This window comes from Bradyrhizobium sp. RT6a, assembly GCF_040547675.1.
Classification (GTDB): Bacteria; Pseudomonadota; Alphaproteobacteria; order Rhizobiales; family Xanthobacteraceae; genus Bradyrhizobium.
On the sequence record NZ_JBEPQC010000003.1, the window covers coordinates 257,609 to 275,414 of the forward strand.

Genomic DNA, 17,806 nt, shown 5'->3' on the forward strand with positions numbered 1-17,806 from the left:
AACCTCATTGCGCGCGGGGCGCAGTCTATTTGCCGGGTTCGCCCAGCGTCCGGATTGCGTTCTGGAGCGAGCTCTCGGTGCCCTCGATCATCGAATTGGTGCCGTCGAAGGCGCGCGAGGCCGCGATCAGCTTCGTCAATTCCATCATCGGATTGGCGCCGGAGCCCTCGACATAGCCCTGCTTGAAGCCGTCGCGGGAGAAGTCGGCGATGGCGGTCGCAGGCCGGTCGGGCGTGACGCCCGAATTGCCGTAGCGGTCGAGATTGGCGTCGGCGGGAATGTTGAACAGGCCGATAGTGCCGATCTCGTTGTTGTCCTGGGTGATCGCGCCGCTCCGCGCAATCGAGACCGGTCCGCCGTTCGGATCGAGGGTGATCTGCGCGCCGCCGGAATCGATGACGGGGAAGCCGGACACGGTCTGAAGGTCGCCGTTGGCGGCGATCTGGAGACGGCCGTCGCGCGTATAGACCGTGCCGTTCGGACCGGCGAAAGCGATCCAGCCCTGTCCGACCACGGCGACGTCGAGCGGGTTGCCGCTCTCCGTGATGCTGCCCATCTCGCGCGAGATGATGTTGTCCCCGGGCGAGGAGAAGGCGACCGGGTTCGCGCCCGCCTTGGACAGCACCGTCTCGAACTTCACCACGTCGGTGCGGAACGCCGCCGTGTTGACGTTGGCGACGTTGTTGGCGATCGTCTGGAGGCGCTTTTCGAGGGCGACCTGCGCCGACAATCCTACATAGAGGGCCGATTGCATGACCTACCTGTTGAACTTAATGTTCTGAAGTGTCGTGAGCACGTTGGTATCCATGCCGATCGACGTTGTGGCGCCGCCGATTAGGACCAGCGCCGGGTTGGTCGAATTGTCGCTCTGGGCCTGGGTCGCATCCCACATCGCCGCGAAGCGCTGCACGAATTTGGTGACCTTGGCCGGGTCTTGGAAATCGGTCAGCTCGATCTTGCTCGTGATCATCTTGGCCTGGGCATCGATATCAGCCGAGCTGATCGTCGAGGGCAGGCCGAGCGCCGTCTGGACCACTTGCGTCATCGCCTTGTCAGCGAGGATCTGGTAGGAATTGGTGATCGTGGAGGCCTTGCGCGTGAAATAGAGCGCCAGCCGGAGGCCCTCGTTCTGGTCGCCGGCCTTCTCCTCCATCGTCTGCGTGACGAACTGGGTCGCCGTGCCAGTCGTGGCCGCGGCGGTTTGGGTCGCCTTGTCGCCGAGGGCGGCGAAATTGAATGCGGCGGCGAATTGCCGGTAGCGGGTGTCGGTCAGCTTGTTGGCGAAGGTCTTGTTGTCGGCGATACCCTCGGTCAGCACCTTGCGCATGAACGCCTTGGCGTAGGTCATGTCGCTGAGGCCATATGCCTTCATCGCGTAGGAATAGAGGCGATAGTCCTTCAGGAAGTCGTCGATGGTCTTCACGTTGCCGATGTGGCTGAGGAAATAATCGGTGTCGCGGCTTACGTCCGGTTGCGTCGCGACCTGCGTCAGCGACTTGCCCATGTCCTTGGTCAGTCTGGTGTAGTCCGCGATGGTGGATAGCATGACACGCGCCCCTCTGGCCGCTCTCGCGACGTCGTCCCAAGCTGCCGTGAATCGCTTGCGCGAGGCTGGCGAGGGGGAAGCCAGCCTCGCGCAAGGCTCGCCGACTAGATATTCCCGATGGGATCGGTGATGGAGCGGCGCGTTGGGCAGTTTCGTGGGGATCGTCATCACGGTAGCGGCACTGCTGGGCGGATTTGCCGCCATGGGCGGGCATCTGGGCGTGCTGATGCAGCCGTGGGAGTTCGTGATCATCATGGGCACCGCGGCCGGCACCTTCATCATGGCCAATCCCTGGAAGACGGTCGCGGATACCGGGCTTGCCTGCGTGCAGGCTGTGACGGGGGCGGTGCCCGGTCAGCGCTACTATCTCGATCTGCTCGGTGCACTGCACGCGCTGATGCGGGAGCTGCGGGGCAAGGGCCGCAACGAGGTCGAGGCGCATATCGACGATCCCGCGTCCTCCGAGATCTTCAAGGCGTTCCCGAGCGTGCTCGGAGATCCGTCGCTGCTCCAGTTCATCTGCGATTACGTCCGCCTCATCATCATGGGTAACGCGCGAACGCACGAGATCGAAGCGCTGATGGACGAGGAGATCCACACCATCGTGAAGAGCAAGCTGGCGCCCTACCACGCGCTGGTGGTGGTCTCGGAAGCGCTGCCTGCGCTCGGCATCGTCGCCGCGGTGCTCGGCGTCATCAAGGCCATGGGCGCGCTCGACCAGTCGCCGAAGCTGCTGGGCGGCTTCATCGGCGCCGCCCTCGTCGGCACTTTCGCTGGTATTTTCCTGTCCTACGGCATCATTTCGCCCTTCGCGATGAAGGTGAAGATGACGCGCGAGAAGCGTTGCCGGCCCTACATCATCGTCAAGCAGACGCTGCTGGCGTTCATGAACGGCGCCATGCCGCAGATTGCCGTCGAGCACGGCCGCAAGATGATCGCGAGCCCCGAGCGGCCCTCGATTGACGTCGTCGAGAACGAGACGATCGCGGGTCCCAAGGCTGTCGTGACCGAGGTTGAACCGAAGGCTGCGCGCGCATCATGATGGAAGCCCTCGACGTCGATCAGCGCAAGCCGCTGCCGAACTATCTGCTGGACGCCGCCGGCATCTCGATCGAGCGCATGCCGATGCTCAATGTGATCTTCGATCGCATGGCGGCGTCGTGCACGGACAGCCTGCAGCCGATAGCGGGAACGCCGTGCTATTTTTCGGTCAACGGCATTACCAACGACCGTGTCGGCGACATCATCAAGGACTACGAGGCTAATGCGGTTGCGGCTGTGCTCTATGCCGAGCAGTGGGATTCCCGCATCATCATCATGCTCGACCGCGACTTCGTGTTCACCATGGTCGAGGCGATGTTCGGTTCCGACGGCGCCGAACCGCCGCTCGACGTCGAGCGCAGCTTCTCGAACATCGAGATCCGCCTGGTCCAAGCGCTATTCGAGCGGTTCGCCAAGGCGCTGCAATCCGCTTTCGCCGGCACCTCCAACGTCACCTTCCGCGTGGAGCGGGTCGAGACCGCGATGGCGTCGCTGGCGATCGGGCGGAGCGGCAACATGTCGATCTGCGCGAACATCATGCTGCAGGCACTCTACCGCGGCGGCCAGATGTTCCTCATCATTCCCCATTCCGCGCTCAACCCGCTCAGGCAGAAGCTCGCGACCGTGGTCGTCAGCGACGGCCGCGCGGCCGATCCGCGCTGGCGCGAGCAGATGGAGACCGAGGTTCACCGAACCGAGGTGACGCTGAGCGCGGTGCTGGACGAGAAGATGATTTCGCTCGGCGACGTCGTGAAGTTCCAGGTCGGGCAGGTGCTCGAGCTCGAAGCCACGCCGCGCACGCTGGCTCGGCTCGAGAGCAACAACCAGGTGCTGTTCTGGTGTCAGATCGGCCAGCTTGATGGCTATTACGCCATGCAGGTGGCAGATCCCGTCGATCAGAAACGGGAGTTTGTCGATGATATCCTATCTCGTTGATGCCGTGCTGCTGATCGCGCTCGCCTTCACCAGCATGCGGGTGACCCGGATGCATCGCGAGCTGGCGCGGTTGCGCAGCTACCAGGGCGAGTTCTCGACCATCGTCCAGGAGACGGCGGGCGCCTTCGACACGGTCATCACCGCGGCGCATGATTCCACCGCAAATCTCGGGCGGCTCGCCAACGTGCTGAGCACGAAGATCGATCAGGCCCACGAGGCGATCGCGGCGCTCGATGCGAGGAGCGGGCTCGCATCCCCGGCGACCGCGGGCGGCGCCGACGTGAACAAGCATTGAAGCCGAAGCCGGCGGAATAGATACGATCGGAACGTCGCGGCGCTCCGGGAGCGGAAATACCAAGAGGCGATACCAGATGGCGCAATCCTTCGACTATGAGTCAGCATCGGCGTCCGACGAGGGACATACCGAGACATCTCCGCTGGAGCGGCTGGCGGAGATCGCCGCGCGCACGGCGGAAGAGACCGGCAAGTTCGCCAATGTCGATGCCATCCTGCGCATTCCCGTGACGATGCAGGTGGTGCTGGGATCGGCCACCATTCCGGTGGCGAACCTGATGAAGCTCGGCCGCGGCGCGGTGGTTCCGCTCGATCATCGGGTCGGCGAACCCGTCGACGTCGTCGTCAACGGCCGCGTCGTCGCCCGCGGCGAGGTGGTCGTGGTTGAAGAAGACAATTCCCGCTTCGGCGTCTCGCTCACCGAGATTGTCGGGCCGTTGGGGCAGGGTGATACCTGACCATGGCGGCACAGGTCGGCATGGCTCCCATCAAGCAGCGAGGCGTTGCCACGCTGGGCGGGACAGAGAAGGTCGCGGCACTCCTGCTCGCCATGGGCCGGCAGGCGGCCGCGAGCGTGCTCGCGCAGTTCGAGCCGCAGGATATCCGCACCGTTACAAAGGCCGCGGCCGAGCTGCGGCCGATCACGGCGCAGGAACTCGAAGCGATCGTCGAGGAGTTCGCCCAGCAATTCTCGATGGGTGCCAACATTCTCGGCACCCTCGGTGGCCTGGAAGCCGTGCTCGGCGACGTGCTTCCGGCCGACCAGGTCTCGGCCATCATGTCGGACCTGCTCGGCAATTCGAGCCGGTCCGTGTGGGACCGCGTCTCGTCGGTGTCGGAAAACTCGCTGGCAAGCTACCTGTCCAAGGAGCATCCGCAGACCGCGGCGCTCATCCTGTCCAAGGTCAAGCCGTCCTGCGCCGCCAAGGTCATGAGCCAGCTGCCGTCGAGCCTGCGCAACGAGCTGATGCGGCGCGTTCTCAGCCTCAAGCCGATCGTCGACGACGCCCTGAGGGTCCTCGAGAAGACGCTGCATGAGGATTTGACGCTGAACTTCGCCCGCAACCTCGGCGCGGACACCTATGCCCGCGTCGCCGACATCATCAACAAGATGGAGCGTGGACACATCGAGGACATGCTCAAGAGCCTGTCGGAGAAGCGGCCGAAGTCGGCCGAAGTACTGAAGGAGCTGCTGTTCACCTTCGACGACGTGACTAACCTGACGCCGAAGGCGCGCACCATGATCTTCGACCAGGTGCCGACCGATCGCATCGTCATCGCGCTGAAGGGCACCGACAAGCACTTCCGCGAGATGATCCTGTCCTCGGTCGCCTCGCGCGTCCGCCGGGTCGTCGAGCACGAACTCGCCATTGGCGAACCGTCGAACCAGCGCGACGTGCTGGAGGCGCGGCGCGTGATCACCGACCTCGCGCTCGACCTCGCGGAAAAGGGCGAAATCGAGCTCAACCCCGAGCAGGAGGATGAGCTGGTCTTCCGCTGACCGCTGAACGGGCATGGCAGAAACAACCGATCAGGAGAGCAAGACAGAAGAGCCGACCGAGAAGAAAGTCCGCGATGCGCTCGAACAGGGCAAAATCCCGGTCTCTCGGGAGGCTTCCATCTTCGCATCGATGGCGGCTCTGATGGTGATCCAGATGTTTCTGATCGGCCAGGGCGTGCAGCAATTGACGCCGATGCTGACGGGCTTTCTCGACGATCCCGACGGCTTCCCTCTCAGCACCGGGGCTGACGCACTCAATCTCCTCACCGTAGTGGGCCTTCAGGCACTGCGGTTCCTGACGCCGCTGGTCGTCACCCTGGCGGCGTTCGGGCTCGCAGCCTCGCTGTTGCAAAATGCTCCCAGCCTGGTGCTCCAGCGTATCACGCCGGATCTGTCGCGAATCTCTCCGCTCAGCGGCTGGAGCCGGCTGTTTGGATCGCAGGGTCTCGTCGAGTTCGCCAAGTCGCTGTTCAAGCTCGCTGCGGTGACTATCGTCGTCGTGTTCGTGCTGCGCTCGTCGGAAGCGAAGGCGTTCGAGGCGATGTACACCGATCCGGTCGCGCTGCCGGAGATGATTCTAAACATCGCCATGCGAATCGTCTCGGCGATCTGCATCGCGACCATCGTCCTGGTCGCGGTCGATCTCGCTTGGGCGCGCTTCCACTGGCGGCGCGAGCTGCGCATGACGCGGCAGGAGATCAAGGACGAGCACAAGCAGGCCGAAGGCGATCCGCTGATCAAGGCGCGCCTGCGCTCGCTGGCGCGCGACCGCTCGCGCCAGCGCATGATCGCTTCCGCATCGCGCGCGACGCTGGTGATCGCGAACCCGACCCACTTCGCGATTGCGCTGCGCTACAATCGCGAGGAAAATCCAGCGCCGATTGTCGTGGCGAAGGGTATGGACGTAATTGCGCTGAAGATCCGCGAAGTCGCCGAGCAGAACCGGATTCCGGTGATCGAGAACAAGGCGCTGGCGCGCGCGCTCTACGAGGCGGTTCAGGTCGACCAGGTGATTCCGGCGGAGTTCTTCCGCCCGGTCGCCGAGATCATCTACTTCCTGCAGTCCAAGCAGACGCCGCGGTCCGAGAAGGTTCAGTAGAATTCCGAGGACGGCGCCCCTTCCATCAGCCTGACGAAAGCTTGCGACCCTAAGGTTACACCGTCTGAACCAGAATGGTGCTGCCGTGGGACCGCTCTATCTCTTCGAACTAGCATCCTCGCAGGCGCGATACCTCGAGCTCCGCCAATCGACGATCGCCACCAACGTGGCCAACGCCAACACGCCGGGCTTCAAGGCGCGCGACGTCGAGCCCTTCAACAAGGTGCTCGATGGCACGCCGGTGAGGCTCGCGACGACGGCGCCATCGCACATGCAGCTCTCCGCTGCCGAGAGCGACACGCGGGCGACCGCGAAGAAGGACAGCTGGGAGGTGGTTCACTCCGGCAACTCCGTCAGTCTCGAGCAGGAAATGATCAAGGGCAGCGACGTCAGTCGCGACTACTCGATGAACTCGGCGGTCGTGCGGTCGTTTCACCGCATGCTGCTGTCGAGCGCGAAGACCTGAGGTGAACTGACATGCTGGACTCACTGCAATCCTCGTTGACGGTCGCGAGCTCCGGGCTCGAAGCGCAGTCGACGCGCATGCGCATCGTCTCGGAGAACCTCGCCAACGCGACGTCGACGGGGCGCGTCGCCGGCGCCGATCCGTATCAACGCAAGACGATCACCTTCGATGCCGCGATGGACCGCGCCTCGGGCGCGCAGCTGGCGAAGGTCAAGGAAATAGGAGTCGACACCACGCCGTACCGCGTGGAGTACGACCCGGGGCATCCCGCCGCCGACAAGGCCGGCTACGTCAAGCTGCCGAACGTCAACATGATGATCGAGATGGCCGACATGCGGGAAGTCAATCGGTCCTATGAAGCCAATCTCCAGGTCGTGAAACAGGTGAGGTCGATGCTGGGCATGACCATCGACCTGCTGAGGAGCTGACAATGCTTGAGGCAATATCATCCACCGCGATCTCAACTGCGCAGGCGGCGAGCCGCGCGACCGAGACGCAGGCCATCTCGCCGGCGGCGACGCCCGCGATCCAGTCCGGCGGCGAGGTCGGATTCGAATCGGTGATGAAGCAGGTGACGACGGACGCGATCGGGACGCTGAAGGCGGGCGAGGCGGCCTCGATCTCGGCGATGCAGGGCAAGGAATCGACGCGGCGCGTCGTGGAGGCGCTGATGTCGGCCGAGCAGGCCTTGCAGACGGCGGTCGCAGTCCGCGACAAGGTCGTGCAGGCCTACCAGGAAGTCGTTCGGATGTCGATCTGATCAAGGAGTGACGCTGTGAAATCGCTTGCCATCGCGGCCACGGGCATGAACGCCCAGCAGACCAACATCGAAGTCATCGCGAATAACATCGCCAACATCAACTCGACGTCGTACAAGCGGGCGCGCGCCGAATTCACCGATCTGTTCTACCAGATGGACCGCATGCAAGGCGTTGCGAACACCAGCGGCTCGTCGCCGATCCCGGAAGGTGCCAATCTCGGCCTCGGCGTCAAGTCGGCGGCGATCCGCAAGCTGCACATCCAGGGTGCTCTCACCCAGACCGGCAATCCGTACGACATGGCGATCAACGGACGCGGCTGGTTTCAGGTGCTCGGCCCGAACAACGAGGTGCAATACACCCGCGCGGGTTCGTTCAATACCAATGCCAACGGCCAGCTCGTCACGATCGACGGCTACCTGCTGGATCCGGCCATCACGGTGCCGCAGGGGACGGTTCAGGTCACGGTCAACCAGACTGGACAGATGTTCGCCAAGCTGGACACCGAAGTGAACCCGCGGCAGATCGGCCAGCTCAACCTCGCCAATTTCGCCAACGAGGCCGGCCTCGAACCGCTGGGCAGCAATCTCTATCGCGAGACCACGGCGTCCGGCACGCCGGTCGTCGGGCTGCCCGGCGATTCCGGCTACGGCAAGATCAACCAGCAATATCTCGAAGCCTCGAACGTCGACCCGGTCAAGGAAATCACCGAGTTGATCTCCGCCCAGCGCGCCTACGAAATGAATGCCAAGGTCATCCAGGCCTCGGATGAAATGGCCCAGACGGTCTCGAAGGGCATGCGCTAGTCCCGGTGTATCCATGTTGAACAGGATGGGCTCGATCATGCGCGGGTTGGCCGCCGTGCTGCTGGTTCTCGTCTCGGCGCGTCTCGCCGCGGCCGAGGAGAAGCGGCTCCCCGTGCCGGCCGTCTCGATCCGCGCCGGCGAGCTGATCCGGGACGACATGATCACCGAGCGCGCCTTCGCGCCGAACGTGCTCGGCGTCGCCATGTTCATCGAAGGACGCCAGGTCCTGGTCGGCCGCATGGCGCGCCGCGCGCTGCTGCCCGGCCAGCCGATCCCGACCAACTCGGTGGAAGATCCCTGGACGGTCGCCCGCGGCGCAATGGTCAAGGTCGTGGTCGAAGACAGCGGCCTGTCGATCGTGACCTACGGCGCAGCGATGCAGTCTGGCGCGCCCGGCGCGCTCATCCCGATAAGAAACACCGATACGGGCGTGATCATCAGGGGCGTCGTCCAGCCGGACGGAACGGTCAAGGTCGTGGACGGGTCATGACCAGAGTCCTGCTTGCGCTCGTCCTGCTCGTTTCCGCCGTCAGCGCCGAGGCCGCCGTCCGCATCAAGGACATCGCGGACATCAAGGGATTGCGCGAAAACCAGATCGTCGGCTACGGCCTCGTCATCGGCCTGAACGGCACCGGCGACACGCTCCGCAATGCACCGTTCACGGAGCAGTCCCTGCAATCGATGCTCGAGAACATGGGCATCAATGTCAGGAACGAGACCACCAGCACCAACAATCCCCCGCGTCCGACGACGCTGCGCACGCGCAACGTCGCGGCCGTGATGGTGACCGCGGACCTGCAGCCCTCGATCGGTGCGGGCGAGCGCATGGACGTGACCGTGTCGTCGCTTGGCGATGCGACCTCACTGCTCGGCGGCACCCTGGTGATGACGTCGCTGCGTGCGGCGGACGGTGCGGTCTATGCAGTGGCGCAAGGCGCGGTCACGGTCGCCGGTTACAGCGTCGGGGGCCAGGCCCAGAACGTCAGCCAGGGCACGCCGACCGCGGGCCGCATCCCGAACGGGGCGCTGGTCGAGCGCGAGGTGCAGGGTAGTCTCCATGAAATGGAGTATCTTGTGCTGGAGCTCAAGAACCCAGACTTCGTCACCGCAACGCGAATCCTCGACGCCATCAACCGCTACGCGGGCGGACGCTACCGCGCCCAGATCGCCTTCGAGCGCGACTACCGCACGATCGTGCTGTCGAAGCCGCGCCACATCGGACCTGTCCGCTTCCTTGCCGAGATCGGGGAGCTGACGGTCGAGCCGGACACGCCGGCGCGGGTGGTGATCAACGAACGTACCGGCACGGTGGTGATCGGGCGCGACGTACGGATATCGACCGTTGCCGTAACGCATGGCAATCTGACGGTTCGCGTCACCGAGCTTCCCGTGGTGTCGCAGCCGGCGCCGTTCTCGCGGGGGCAAACGGTGGTGGTGCCCCAGACAGTGGTCGAGGCCAACGAAGCCGGATCGCAGGTGGCGATCCTGAGCGGCGTCGATCTGCAGCGCCTGGTGCGCGGGCTGAACCAGATCGGCCTGAAACCATCCGGCATCATCGCGATCCTCCAGGCGATCAAGACGGCCGGCGCCCTCCAGGCGGATGTCATCGTGCAATGACGCGTAAGCGCCCGGCAAGCTTGGTCGCTCAATGCTCTCTCGACCGAGAATCGCACGCGGGCCGATGTTGAAGCTGGATCATAAAGCCAAACTCCTCCTCCTGGTCGCGGCCTCTGCGCTCGCGAGCGCTTCGCCCGTTCTGGCGCTGGATGAGGCCAAGCCGTCGAAGCCGCTCAACCTGCTGTCCTTCGCGCGCGCCCGCGCGCCTGGCCCGCAGAAGCCGATCTCATCGATACCGAGCGACAATGCGTCGATGCGAGCGACCGCGTGGGCAGCCGAAGATTCGGGAGCCGCGACCACGGGTGCCGTGCCGGCCTCCGAGAAGCCCGCGCCGGCACCCACGTCCGCGCCGCGACTGGCGAAGCCCGGCAGCGTCACGGCGCCGCCAAAGCCGGTGCCGCCCCAGGCCGCTGCAACCGCGGACAACGAAGTCGCTCTGTTCTGCAGCAATGTCGCCGACCCCGCAGTCGATGCAAGGCTGGCCTGGCAGCTCAAGGAGCTGGAGAAGGCCGAGAACCTGCTGCGCGAACGGATCGCCGAGGTCGAGGCCAAGCGCGCCGAATACGAGAAGTGGATGGCATTGCGCGACGACTTCCTGAAGAAGGCCGAAGCGAGCGTCGTCGAGATCTACTCGCGCATGAAGCCGGATGCTGCCGCAACCCAGATCGCCGGGATGGCGGACGAGACGGCTGCGGCCGTGCTCGCAAAGCTCAGCCCGAGGAGCTCGAGCGCAATCTTCAACGAGATGGAGACGGGGCGCGCGGCGCACCTCGCCGATCTGCTCGGCGGGATGCGTCGCGTGGATGACGGAAAGACCAAATAGATGAAGAATCTGATCCTCATCCTGTCGCTGTTATCGCTTGCCGGATGCGTCACTGATCCGGCCGAGGTCCTGACTGGCCCGCGATTGTCGCCGGTCGGGAGCGGGTTGAGGACGCAGGCCGATCCGATTCCCGTGACGCCCCGCATGCGCTCGCCCGTCAGCTATCGCTCGACCTGGGACGACGGCACCGACCTATACCGCGATCCCCGTGCCCGGCGGACCGGCGACGTCGTGACAGTCATCATCTCGATGCAGGACAAGGCCAAGCTCGACAACAAGACCGACCGCTCGCGCGATTCGCAGATCAAGTTCGGGCTCGACTGGCTGATGGACGTTGCGGGATGGCAGGACAAGGGCTCGACGAGCGCCAACCTCAACACCAACACCCAGATCAAGGGCAACGGCCAGATCGACCGCACAGAGGATATCAAGCTGTCGATCGCGGCCATCGTCACTGACGTGTTGCCGAACGGCAATATGATGATCAGCGGCTCGCAGGAATTCAAGGTCAACACGGAGATGCGCGTGCTCAACGTCGGCGGCATCGTGCGTCCACGCGATATCTCGCGAACCAACACGATCTCATACGACAAGATCGCCGAGGCGCGCGTGGCCTATGGCGGTCGCGGAAATCTCTCTGACGTGCAGCAGCCTGGATGGGGACATCGGATCTATGACGCCGTGGCGCCGTTCTGAGATGCGCGACCGTCGGGCCGCGTCGCGGGGGCAGGGGACGTCATGCGCCTGATTGCAGCCATCGTGGTGCTGACCCTGATCGCGATCGGCGCGGGCGCGCTTGCCGGCCTGCATCTGTTTGCGGCCGCCGAGCGCGTCGCCGATGCGAAGAAAACCGCCACGCCGCCACCTCTTGCCTCCAGCTACGCCGGCAGCGCGCGGCTCAGGAAGCTGTCCCCGATAGTGACCAATCTCGGCGCGCCGGCCAACAACTGGGCCCGCATCGAAGCCTCCATGGTGACCGACAGCATGAGCGACGAGGATGCCGGCATCCTGGCGGCCCATATCAGCGAGGACATCGTCACCTATCTGCGCTCGGCGACGGTTGCGCAGTTCGAGGGATCTCGCGGGCTTCAGCATCTGCGCGACGACCTGACCGAACGCGCCAATATCCGCTCCTCGGGCAAGATCCGCGAATTGATCATTGAGACGTTGGTGATTCAGTGAAACTGAGAGTCCTGCTGCTTGCGTTGCTCCTGGTCGTGCTGCCCGAAGTGGCGCTGGCCCAGATTCCGGACCTCAATTCGCTGCTGCCGCCGGGCAACGGCTCGACCAGCGGGCGCATCATCCAGCTGATGGCGGTGATCACGGTGCTGTCGGTGGCGCCGGGACTGCTCATCATGGTGACGAGCTTCACGCGATTTGCGGTGGCGCTGTCGTTCCTGCGCGCCGGGCTCGGCCTGCAGACCACGCCGGCCAACCTGGTGCTGATCAGCCTCGCGCTGTTCATGACCTTCTACGTGATGGCGCCGACCTTCGACCGCGCCTGGGAGACCGGGATCCAGCCGCTGATGAAGAACGAGATCTCGGAGGAAGAGGCCTATCTGAAGATCACCGATCCGTTCCGCGAATTCATGCTGGCCCATGTTCGCGACAAGGATCTGCAGACCTTCGAATCGCTGGCCGCGGAGAGCTTCCGCAGGAAGTTTGACGACAAGCGCGTCGACATGCGCGTCATCATTCCGGCCTTCATGATTTCCGAGCTCAGGCGTTCGTTCGAGATCGGATTTCTCATTATCCTGCCGTTCCTCGTCATCGACATGATCGTGGCGACGCTGACCATGTCGATGGGCATGATGATGATGCCGCCGACGATCCTCGCACTGCCGTTCAAGATGCTGTTCTTCGTGCTGATCGACGGCTGGAACCTGCTCGCCTCCGGGCTGGTGCGGTCGTTCTCTTGACGGCAACGAGCGCCAGCTGAACGGTTATGGTTAGCGAGAAGTACTGGCCTATGGTTAGCAATAGGTAACGTTAACCATCTGATTTTACAGCACAATTCAAGCCGATCTTAATCTGCGCGCAAGATTCGGCATGTTAGCAATGCGTCACGGCGGGTTGGACCCCACCCACATCAGTCCAAAGGCATGATGCCGCCCCTCCGTACCGGTGAAAGCCCGGTATGTCCCCTCGTGAAAATGTAACGCGTACATAAAGGGACATTCGCAATGTCAAGCCTGCTTACGAACTCGACTGCCATGACCGCTCTCCAGACCCTGCGGTCTGTGAGCTCGCAGCTCTCCACCACGCAGACGCGCATCTCCACCGGCCAGCGCGTCTCGACCGCTTCGGACAACGCTGCCTACTGGTCGATCGCGACCTCGATGCGCGCCGACAACGCCGCGCTCTCCGCCGTCTCCGACTCGCTCGGTCTGTCGGCTGCGACCGTCGACACCGAGTATACCGCTCTGACCACGGTCATCGGCGACAAGGACTCCGGCCTGACCAAGCTCCAGTCCCTGCTGGTCGAAGCCAAGACCGCCGGTATCGACCGCAGCAAGATCCAGGCCGACGTCACCCAGATCCAGCAGCAGATGAAGGCGACAGCCACTGCGGCGACCTTCAACGGCATCAATTGGTTGAGCACGACCGCCACCACGCCGACGACCTTCAGCCTGGTGTCGTCGTACTCGCGTGTCGGCGGTACGCCCACCATCGGCTCCATCACCGTGACGACCGCGAACTATTCGCTCTACACCTCGACGCAGACCGGCATTCTGGATACGGCCGGTTCGACCGCTCCGTCGATCAACACGATGAGCATCTCCGCGTTGACCGACTCGGCAGCTGACCAGACCACGCTCGATGGCTACATCGCGCAGGTCACCGCTGGCATCAATTCGGTGGCCTCGGCCGCCGCCAATCTCGGTGCCGTCAAGAACCGCCTCTCCACCAACACGGACTTCGTGAAGTCGCTGATGGACTCCGTGGACCGCGGTATCGGTCAGCTCGTCGACGCCGACATGAATCAGGAGTCCACCCGCCTGTCGGCCCTCCAAGTCCAGCAGCAGCTCGGCGTGCAGGCGCTCTCGATCGCCAACAACAGCAGCCAGAGCATCCTGTCGCTGTTCCGCTAAGCCTCAAACGATTTTGGGGAGGGCCGCGCTTCTCACGAGGCGCGGCCCTTTCATCTTGGCGTGACATCGCGCGCCGCAATTTCGGCCGCCTTGTTGCGGCAAAGACACAGAGCCACAAGCCCCGCGCAAGCTTCGCGGGCTATCGTCGCCGTTACGACAGGTTGGGCCTTGACGCTTTTGCGCAGCCCAAAGGCATGACGCCGCCCTGCCGTACCGGTGTAAGTCCGGTATGTCCCCAAATCTAATTCAATCTCCAAAGGGACATCAAAATGGGTTCTAGCCTCCTCACCAACTCGTCTGCAATGACCGCGCTGCAGACCCTTCGCAACGTCAGCTCGCAGCTCGCGACGACGCAGAACCGGATCTCGACCGGTATGCGCGTCTCGACCGCTTCGGACAACGCTGCCTACTGGTCGATCGCGACGTCGATGCGCTCCGACAACGCCGCGCTTTCCGCGGTCTCCGATTCGCTCGGTCTGTCGGCTGCGACCGTCGACACTGAATATACCGCTCTGACCTCGGTTATCGGCGACAAGGACTCCGGCCTGACCAAGCTCCAGGCGCTGCTGGTCGAAGCCAAGACCGCCGGTATCGACCGCACCAAGATCCAGGCTGACATCACCCAGATCCAGCAGGATATGAAGCTCAAGGCCAACTCGGCGACCTTCAACGGCATCAACTGGCTGAGCACGACCGCCACCACGCCGACCACCTTCAACCTGGTGTCGTCGTACTCGCGTGTCGGCGGTACGCCCACCATCGGCTCCATCACCGTGACCACCGCCAACTACTCGCTCTACACCTCGACGCAGACCGGCATTCTGGACACGGCCGGTTCGACCTCTCCGTCGATCAACACGATGAGCATCTCCGCGTTGACCGACTCGGCAGCTGACCAGACCACGCTCGACGGCTACATCGCGCAAGTCACCGCCGGCATCAACTCGGTGGCCTCGGCCGCTGCCAATCTCGGTGCCGTCAAGAACCGACTCGCGACCAACACGGAGTTCGTCAAGACCCTGATGGACTCGGTGGACCGCGGTATCGGCCAGCTCGTCGACGCTGACATGAACGCGGAATCGACCCGCCTTCAGGCGCTCCAGACCCAGCAGCAGCTCGGCGTTCAGGCGCTCTCGATCGCCAACCAGAACAGCCAGAGCATCCTGTCGCTGTTCCGCTAAGCCGCGGCTTCGAAAACGACCGTGCTCCTCAGGGAGCACGGTCTCCGCCATGAACGGCGGATCTGACGGCACACGACGTGCCCACATCGATCTCCTGACGCCACCTTCCAGGCAACACGCCGTCGCCGATCGCACCGCGATGCGACCGGCCGCCCGCTTGTTGCCGACGCGCGCGATCGCGTCACTCAGTCTCTTGTAAAATTGCAACGCCTCGCCGGCGAACCGACACATTCGTGATCTCGCGCAACCTTCAGACAAGGTTGGCAGCAGAGTGTCCTCTACGTTCGCATTGGTACGAGGTCACATGCTGCTCAGTCGTGCGCAGGTACAGCAACTGCTCAACAATCTGCTGGAGCTTGGGCCGCGACGCCTGATGGCCTTGGGATTGATCGGTTTCGCCGTTCTCGTCACCGTCGTGGGCGGCGCCTATTATCTGAGCCGACCTGAATTCGAAACGCTGTATACCGGCCTTTCCCGCGAAGACGTGACGCGTATGGGTGCCGCGCTGCGCGAACAAAACATCACCTTCGACGTCAACACAGCCGGCGACGCCGTCTCCGTGCGTCCGAGCCAGACCATGCAGGCGCGGATGCTGCTCGCCGAGAAGGGGCTGCCGACCAGCGCCAATTCCGGCTACGAGCTATTCGACAAGATCGGTTCGCTCGGTTTGACCTCGTTCATGCAAGAGGTCACCAAGCTCCGGGCGCTGGAAGGCGAGATCGCCCGCACGGTGCAGTTGATGAAGGGCGTGAAGGCGGCGCGGGTGCATATCGTGATGCCGGTGCGGGGGTCGTTCCGCGCGACGCAGCAGCCGCCTTCGGCATCGGTCGTGCTGCGCACCGACGGCGCGATCGAGGCGCGCACGGCTCAGTCGATCCGTCATCTCGTAGCGGCGGCCATTCCGGGCATGAGTCGCGACAAAGTCACGGTGCTGGACGCCGACGGTTCGATGCTGCTTGCCGAAGAGGATGAGGCGACGGCTGCTCCGACCAAGATGGCGAGCCTGCAGAAGACGGTCGGCGGGATGGTGCAAGAGAATATCCGTAAGGCGCTGACGCCGTATCTGGGCCTCGACAATTTCGAAGTGAGCGTTGCATCGCAGCTCTCCACCGACAAGCGGCAGATCAACGAGACCGTCTACGATCCGGAGAGCCGCGCGGAACGTTCGGTGAGGAACGTCCGCGAGAACGAGAAGTCGCAGAATGCGGACCGTTCGCAGCCGACCACGGTGCAGCAGAACCTTCCCGACCAGCAGGTGAACGCCGGCGGCACCAAGAATTCCAGCGAGGACAAGACCCGCCGCGAGGACGTCACCAATTTCGAGGTCTCGTCCAAGACCACGACGACGGTGAGCGACGGCTATTCGGTGAAGAAGCTGTTCATTGCCGTGCTGGTCAACCGCGGGCGGCTCATTGCCGACCTCGGGGACAAGAGCAACCAGGCTATCGTCGACAGCAAGCTCGCCGAGATCAGCCAACTCGCAGCCACGGCCGGCGGGCTGGACAAGGCGCGCGGCGACCAGATCCAGGTGACGGCCGTCGATTTCATCGAAGGCTCTCGCGAACTGGCACCGGTGCCGCCGATCAGCTTCGTCGAGATGATCAACAAGCAGCTCGGCAGCGTCATCAACGCAGTGACGATCCTGGCCGTCGCTTCGATGCTGGTGTGGTTCGGACTTCGTCCTGCGGTCAACGGCATTTTGACCCATCGTGCGGCGCAGGAGCAGACCGAGGCGGCGGAAGCTGCCGAGCTCGAGTCGGCCGCTGGCGCCCTTGCATTGGCGGACAGCGAGGAGGCCGAGCTCAACCTGGTCGAAGACCTCGAAGGCAAGATGCAGCGAACGCCGCAGAAGCGGTTGGAGCAGATCGTCCGTCTCGATCAGATGCAGGCGGCAGCGATCCTTAAAGACTGGATGCGACGCGAGGAGGCGGCATGAACGCGGCAATCGGAAAGCTCCTGACGCAGTTCGACGCGAACGGGCGGGTCAAATCGCCTCCGCCTCCACCGCCGCCCAAGATCCAGGACGTGCTGACGAGGCCGAGGGAAGCCCGGCGCGAGCCTCAGCCGCAGCCCCAGACCCAGACCCATTCGCAACCGCAGTCGCAGCCGCAGCTTCAGTCGCCGCCTCCGGCGCCGAAGGCGGAAGCCCCGGCGGTCAATCTCCTGGACGATGCCTTTCGGCGCGGCCATGCGGCCGGCGTCGCGGAGGGCGAGTCCAGGATCGCCGAGGAACGAGTTCGCGGCGCGATCCGGCTCGGCGAAGAACGGGCCAAGTGGTCCGACCAGCAGGCGGTGGCGGTCGTCACCGGTTTCGAGACGGCTTGTCGCGAAATCGAGACCAACATCGCGAGCTCGGTTGCGCGGATATTGCTGCCGTTCCTCGCCGATGCGGTCCGCGACAAGGCGATCGGATCGCTGGTCGAGCAGGTTGCGGCGCTGACCGGCAATTCGCCGGTGCCGGTGTTCAAGGTGACCGGCCCGAGCGAACTGCTCGACCTGGTGAAGACGCAGCTCGGGACGGCGCGGCGAACGGGCTTCGAGTATGAGGCCGCAGATACTTTCGAGGTTCGCGTCGTGGCCGACCAGACCGTGATCGAGACGCAGATCACGGCCTGGAGCGAGCGCCTGAAAGAGGCGCGCCGGTAG

At 64.0% G+C, this 17,806-nt stretch carries 22 protein-coding genes; 20 read left to right on the forward strand and 2 right to left on the reverse strand.

The window, feature by feature from the left end; translation table 11 throughout:
- Nucleotides 1-25: 25 nt before the first annotated feature.
- Both flgF and ABIC03_RS19230 read right to left on the reverse strand, forming a co-directional pair.
- Entirely contained in the window at nucleotides 26-754 is a 729-nt protein-coding gene (flgF, locus tag ABIC03_RS19225; protein ID WP_275169385.1) for a flagellar basal-body rod protein FlgF, read from the reverse strand.
- Between the two features lie 3 nt (nucleotides 755-757).
- Nucleotides 758-1,546, reverse strand: a complete 789-nt coding sequence (locus tag ABIC03_RS19230) for a DUF1217 domain-containing protein (protein WP_275169384.1) — start codon at nucleotides 1,544-1,546, stop codon at nucleotides 758-760.
- Nucleotides 1,547-1,688: 142 nt separating this feature from the next.
- Here ABIC03_RS19230 and motA point away from each other — a divergent pair, with 142 nt between their 5' ends.
- From motA to ABIC03_RS19330, 20 genes are all read left to right on the forward strand, one after another.
- Nucleotides 1,689-2,588: a flagellar motor stator protein MotA gene (gene motA, locus ABIC03_RS19235; RefSeq protein ID WP_007613972.1), complete on the forward strand. Its 900-nt coding sequence runs from the start codon at nucleotides 1,689-1,691 to the stop codon at nucleotides 2,586-2,588.
- Entirely contained in the window at nucleotides 2,585-3,523 is a 939-nt protein-coding gene (locus ABIC03_RS19240) for a flagellar motor switch protein FliM (protein ID WP_245446762.1), read from the forward strand. Before motA ends, ABIC03_RS19240 begins: the two co-directional genes overlap by 4 nt.
- Nucleotides 3,504-3,818 carry a hypothetical protein gene (locus ABIC03_RS19245; RefSeq protein ID WP_275169383.1) on the forward strand — a complete coding sequence of 105 codons (315 nt, stop codon included), beginning with the start codon at nucleotides 3,504-3,506 and terminating at the stop codon, nucleotides 3,816-3,818. Before ABIC03_RS19240 ends, ABIC03_RS19245 begins: the two co-directional genes overlap by 20 nt.
- A 76-nt stretch (nucleotides 3,819-3,894) precedes the next feature.
- Nucleotides 3,895-4,275 (forward strand): flagellar motor switch protein FliN, encoded by a 381-nt coding sequence (gene fliN / locus ABIC03_RS19250; RefSeq protein ID WP_007595899.1) that lies wholly within the window; start codon nucleotides 3,895-3,897, stop codon nucleotides 4,273-4,275.
- A 2-nt stretch (nucleotides 4,276-4,277) separates the two neighbouring features.
- Nucleotides 4,278-5,318 carry a flagellar motor switch protein FliG gene (locus ABIC03_RS19255; RefSeq protein ID WP_007595897.1) on the forward strand — a complete coding sequence of 347 codons (1,041 nt, stop codon included), beginning with the start codon at nucleotides 4,278-4,280 and terminating at the stop codon, nucleotides 5,316-5,318.
- A 13-nt stretch (nucleotides 5,319-5,331) separates the two neighbouring features.
- Nucleotides 5,332-6,417, forward strand: coding sequence for a flagellar biosynthesis protein FlhB (gene flhB / locus ABIC03_RS19260; protein ID WP_275169382.1), 1,086 nt, complete (start codon nucleotides 5,332-5,334; stop codon nucleotides 6,415-6,417).
- A gap of 85 nt (nucleotides 6,418-6,502) precedes the next feature.
- Nucleotides 6,503-6,883, forward strand: coding sequence for a flagellar basal body rod protein FlgB (gene flgB / locus ABIC03_RS19265; protein WP_354060123.1), 381 nt, complete (start codon nucleotides 6,503-6,505; stop codon nucleotides 6,881-6,883).
- 11 nt (nucleotides 6,884-6,894) lie between these two features.
- Nucleotides 6,895-7,311 (forward strand): flagellar basal body rod protein FlgC, encoded by a 417-nt coding sequence (gene flgC / locus ABIC03_RS19270; RefSeq protein WP_063995056.1) that lies wholly within the window; start codon nucleotides 6,895-6,897, stop codon nucleotides 7,309-7,311.
- A gap of 2 nt (nucleotides 7,312-7,313) precedes the next feature.
- Entirely contained in the window at nucleotides 7,314-7,643 is a 330-nt protein-coding gene (gene fliE, locus ABIC03_RS19275) for a flagellar hook-basal body complex protein FliE (RefSeq protein ID WP_354060125.1), read from the forward strand.
- 15 nt (nucleotides 7,644-7,658) lie between these two features.
- Complete coding sequence (gene flgG / locus ABIC03_RS19280) at nucleotides 7,659-8,447, forward strand: flagellar basal-body rod protein FlgG (RefSeq protein ID WP_007613959.1); 789 nt, start codon at nucleotides 7,659-7,661, stop codon at nucleotides 8,445-8,447.
- A 13-nt stretch (nucleotides 8,448-8,460) separates the two neighbouring features.
- The gene (gene flgA, locus ABIC03_RS19285; RefSeq protein ID WP_354060128.1) at nucleotides 8,461-8,937 is read left to right on the forward strand and encodes a flagellar basal body P-ring formation chaperone FlgA; all 477 of its coding nucleotides are present in this window, start codon (nucleotides 8,461-8,463) and stop codon (nucleotides 8,935-8,937) included.
- On the forward strand, nucleotides 8,934-10,064 hold the full coding sequence (flgI, locus tag ABIC03_RS19290; RefSeq protein WP_354060130.1) for a flagellar basal body P-ring protein FlgI: 1,131 nt from the start codon (nucleotides 8,934-8,936) through the stop codon (nucleotides 10,062-10,064). The genes flgA and flgI overlap by 4 nt, the downstream gene beginning before the upstream one ends.
- Before the next feature lie 64 nt (nucleotides 10,065-10,128).
- Nucleotides 10,129-10,887, forward strand: coding sequence for a MotE family protein (locus ABIC03_RS19295; protein ID WP_354060132.1), 759 nt, complete (start codon nucleotides 10,129-10,131; stop codon nucleotides 10,885-10,887).
- Nucleotides 10,888-11,583, forward strand: coding sequence for a flagellar basal body L-ring protein FlgH (gene flgH, locus ABIC03_RS19300; protein WP_275169377.1), 696 nt, complete (start codon nucleotides 10,888-10,890; stop codon nucleotides 11,581-11,583). It abuts the gene before it with no gap.
- 42 nt (nucleotides 11,584-11,625) lie between these two features.
- The gene (locus ABIC03_RS19305; RefSeq protein ID WP_354060135.1) at nucleotides 11,626-12,069 is read left to right on the forward strand and encodes a flagellar basal body-associated FliL family protein; all 444 of its coding nucleotides are present in this window, start codon (nucleotides 11,626-11,628) and stop codon (nucleotides 12,067-12,069) included.
- Entirely contained in the window at nucleotides 12,066-12,806 is a 741-nt protein-coding gene (fliP, locus tag ABIC03_RS19310; RefSeq protein ID WP_007595877.1) for a flagellar type III secretion system pore protein FliP, read from the forward strand. The genes ABIC03_RS19305 and fliP overlap by 4 nt, the downstream gene beginning before the upstream one ends.
- A gap of 264 nt (nucleotides 12,807-13,070) precedes the next feature.
- On the forward strand, nucleotides 13,071-13,979 hold the full coding sequence (locus tag ABIC03_RS19315) for a flagellin N-terminal helical domain-containing protein (RefSeq protein WP_275169375.1): 909 nt from the start codon (nucleotides 13,071-13,073) through the stop codon (nucleotides 13,977-13,979).
- A gap of 269 nt (nucleotides 13,980-14,248) precedes the next feature.
- Entirely contained in the window at nucleotides 14,249-15,160 is a 912-nt protein-coding gene (locus ABIC03_RS19320; protein ID WP_275169374.1) for a flagellin N-terminal helical domain-containing protein, read from the forward strand.
- Nucleotides 15,161-15,464: 304 nt separating this feature from the next.
- Nucleotides 15,465-17,096 carry a flagellar basal-body MS-ring/collar protein FliF gene (fliF, locus tag ABIC03_RS19325; RefSeq protein ID WP_354060138.1) on the forward strand — a complete coding sequence of 544 codons (1,632 nt, stop codon included), beginning with the start codon at nucleotides 15,465-15,467 and terminating at the stop codon, nucleotides 17,094-17,096.
- Nucleotides 17,093-17,806, forward strand: a complete 714-nt coding sequence (locus ABIC03_RS19330) for a hypothetical protein (RefSeq protein WP_354060140.1) — start codon at nucleotides 17,093-17,095, stop codon at nucleotides 17,804-17,806. The genes fliF and ABIC03_RS19330 overlap by 4 nt, the downstream gene beginning before the upstream one ends.

Excerpts from the sequence above, each read along its gene's own strand:
- ABIC03_RS19230 (WP_275169384.1), bottom strand. The coding sequence starts at position 1,546 with ATGCTATCCACCATCGCGGACTACACCAGACTGACCAAGGACATGGGC.
- fliN (WP_007595899.1), top strand. The coding sequence starts at position 3,895 with ATGGCGCAATCCTTCGACTATGAGTCAGCATCGGCGTCCGACGAGGGA.
- flgA (WP_354060128.1), top strand. The coding sequence starts at position 8,461 with ATGTTGAACAGGATGGGCTCGATCATGCGCGGGTTGGCCGCCGTGCTG.
- flgC (WP_063995056.1), top strand. The coding sequence starts at position 6,895 with ATGCTGGACTCACTGCAATCCTCGTTGACGGTCGCGAGCTCCGGGCTC.
- flgH (WP_275169377.1), top strand. The coding sequence starts at position 10,888 with ATGAAGAATCTGATCCTCATCCTGTCGCTGTTATCGCTTGCCGGATGC.
- ABIC03_RS19320 (WP_275169374.1), top strand. The coding sequence starts at position 14,249 with ATGGGTTCTAGCCTCCTCACCAACTCGTCTGCAATGACCGCGCTGCAG.
- fliE (WP_354060125.1), top strand. The coding sequence starts at position 7,314 with ATGCTTGAGGCAATATCATCCACCGCGATCTCAACTGCGCAGGCGGCG.
- ABIC03_RS19295 (WP_354060132.1), top strand. The coding sequence starts at position 10,129 with ATGTTGAAGCTGGATCATAAAGCCAAACTCCTCCTCCTGGTCGCGGCC.
- fliF (WP_354060138.1), top strand. The coding sequence starts at position 15,465 with ATGCTGCTCAGTCGTGCGCAGGTACAGCAACTGCTCAACAATCTGCTG.
- ABIC03_RS19305 (WP_354060135.1), top strand. The coding sequence starts at position 11,626 with ATGCGCCTGATTGCAGCCATCGTGGTGCTGACCCTGATCGCGATCGGC.
- ABIC03_RS19240 (WP_245446762.1), top strand. The coding sequence starts at position 2,585 with ATGATGGAAGCCCTCGACGTCGATCAGCGCAAGCCGCTGCCGAACTAT.
- ABIC03_RS19245 (WP_275169383.1), top strand. The coding sequence starts at position 3,504 with ATGATATCCTATCTCGTTGATGCCGTGCTGCTGATCGCGCTCGCCTTC.
- ABIC03_RS19330 (WP_354060140.1), top strand. The coding sequence starts at position 17,093 with ATGAACGCGGCAATCGGAAAGCTCCTGACGCAGTTCGACGCGAACGGG.
- ABIC03_RS19315 (WP_275169375.1), top strand. The coding sequence starts at position 13,071 with ATGTCAAGCCTGCTTACGAACTCGACTGCCATGACCGCTCTCCAGACC.
- ABIC03_RS19255 (WP_007595897.1), top strand. The coding sequence starts at position 4,278 with ATGGCGGCACAGGTCGGCATGGCTCCCATCAAGCAGCGAGGCGTTGCC.
- flgI (WP_354060130.1), top strand. The coding sequence starts at position 8,934 with ATGACCAGAGTCCTGCTTGCGCTCGTCCTGCTCGTTTCCGCCGTCAGC.
- flhB (WP_275169382.1), top strand. The coding sequence starts at position 5,332 with ATGGCAGAAACAACCGATCAGGAGAGCAAGACAGAAGAGCCGACCGAG.
- flgF (WP_275169385.1), bottom strand. The coding sequence starts at position 754 with ATGCAATCGGCCCTCTATGTAGGATTGTCGGCGCAGGTCGCCCTCGAA.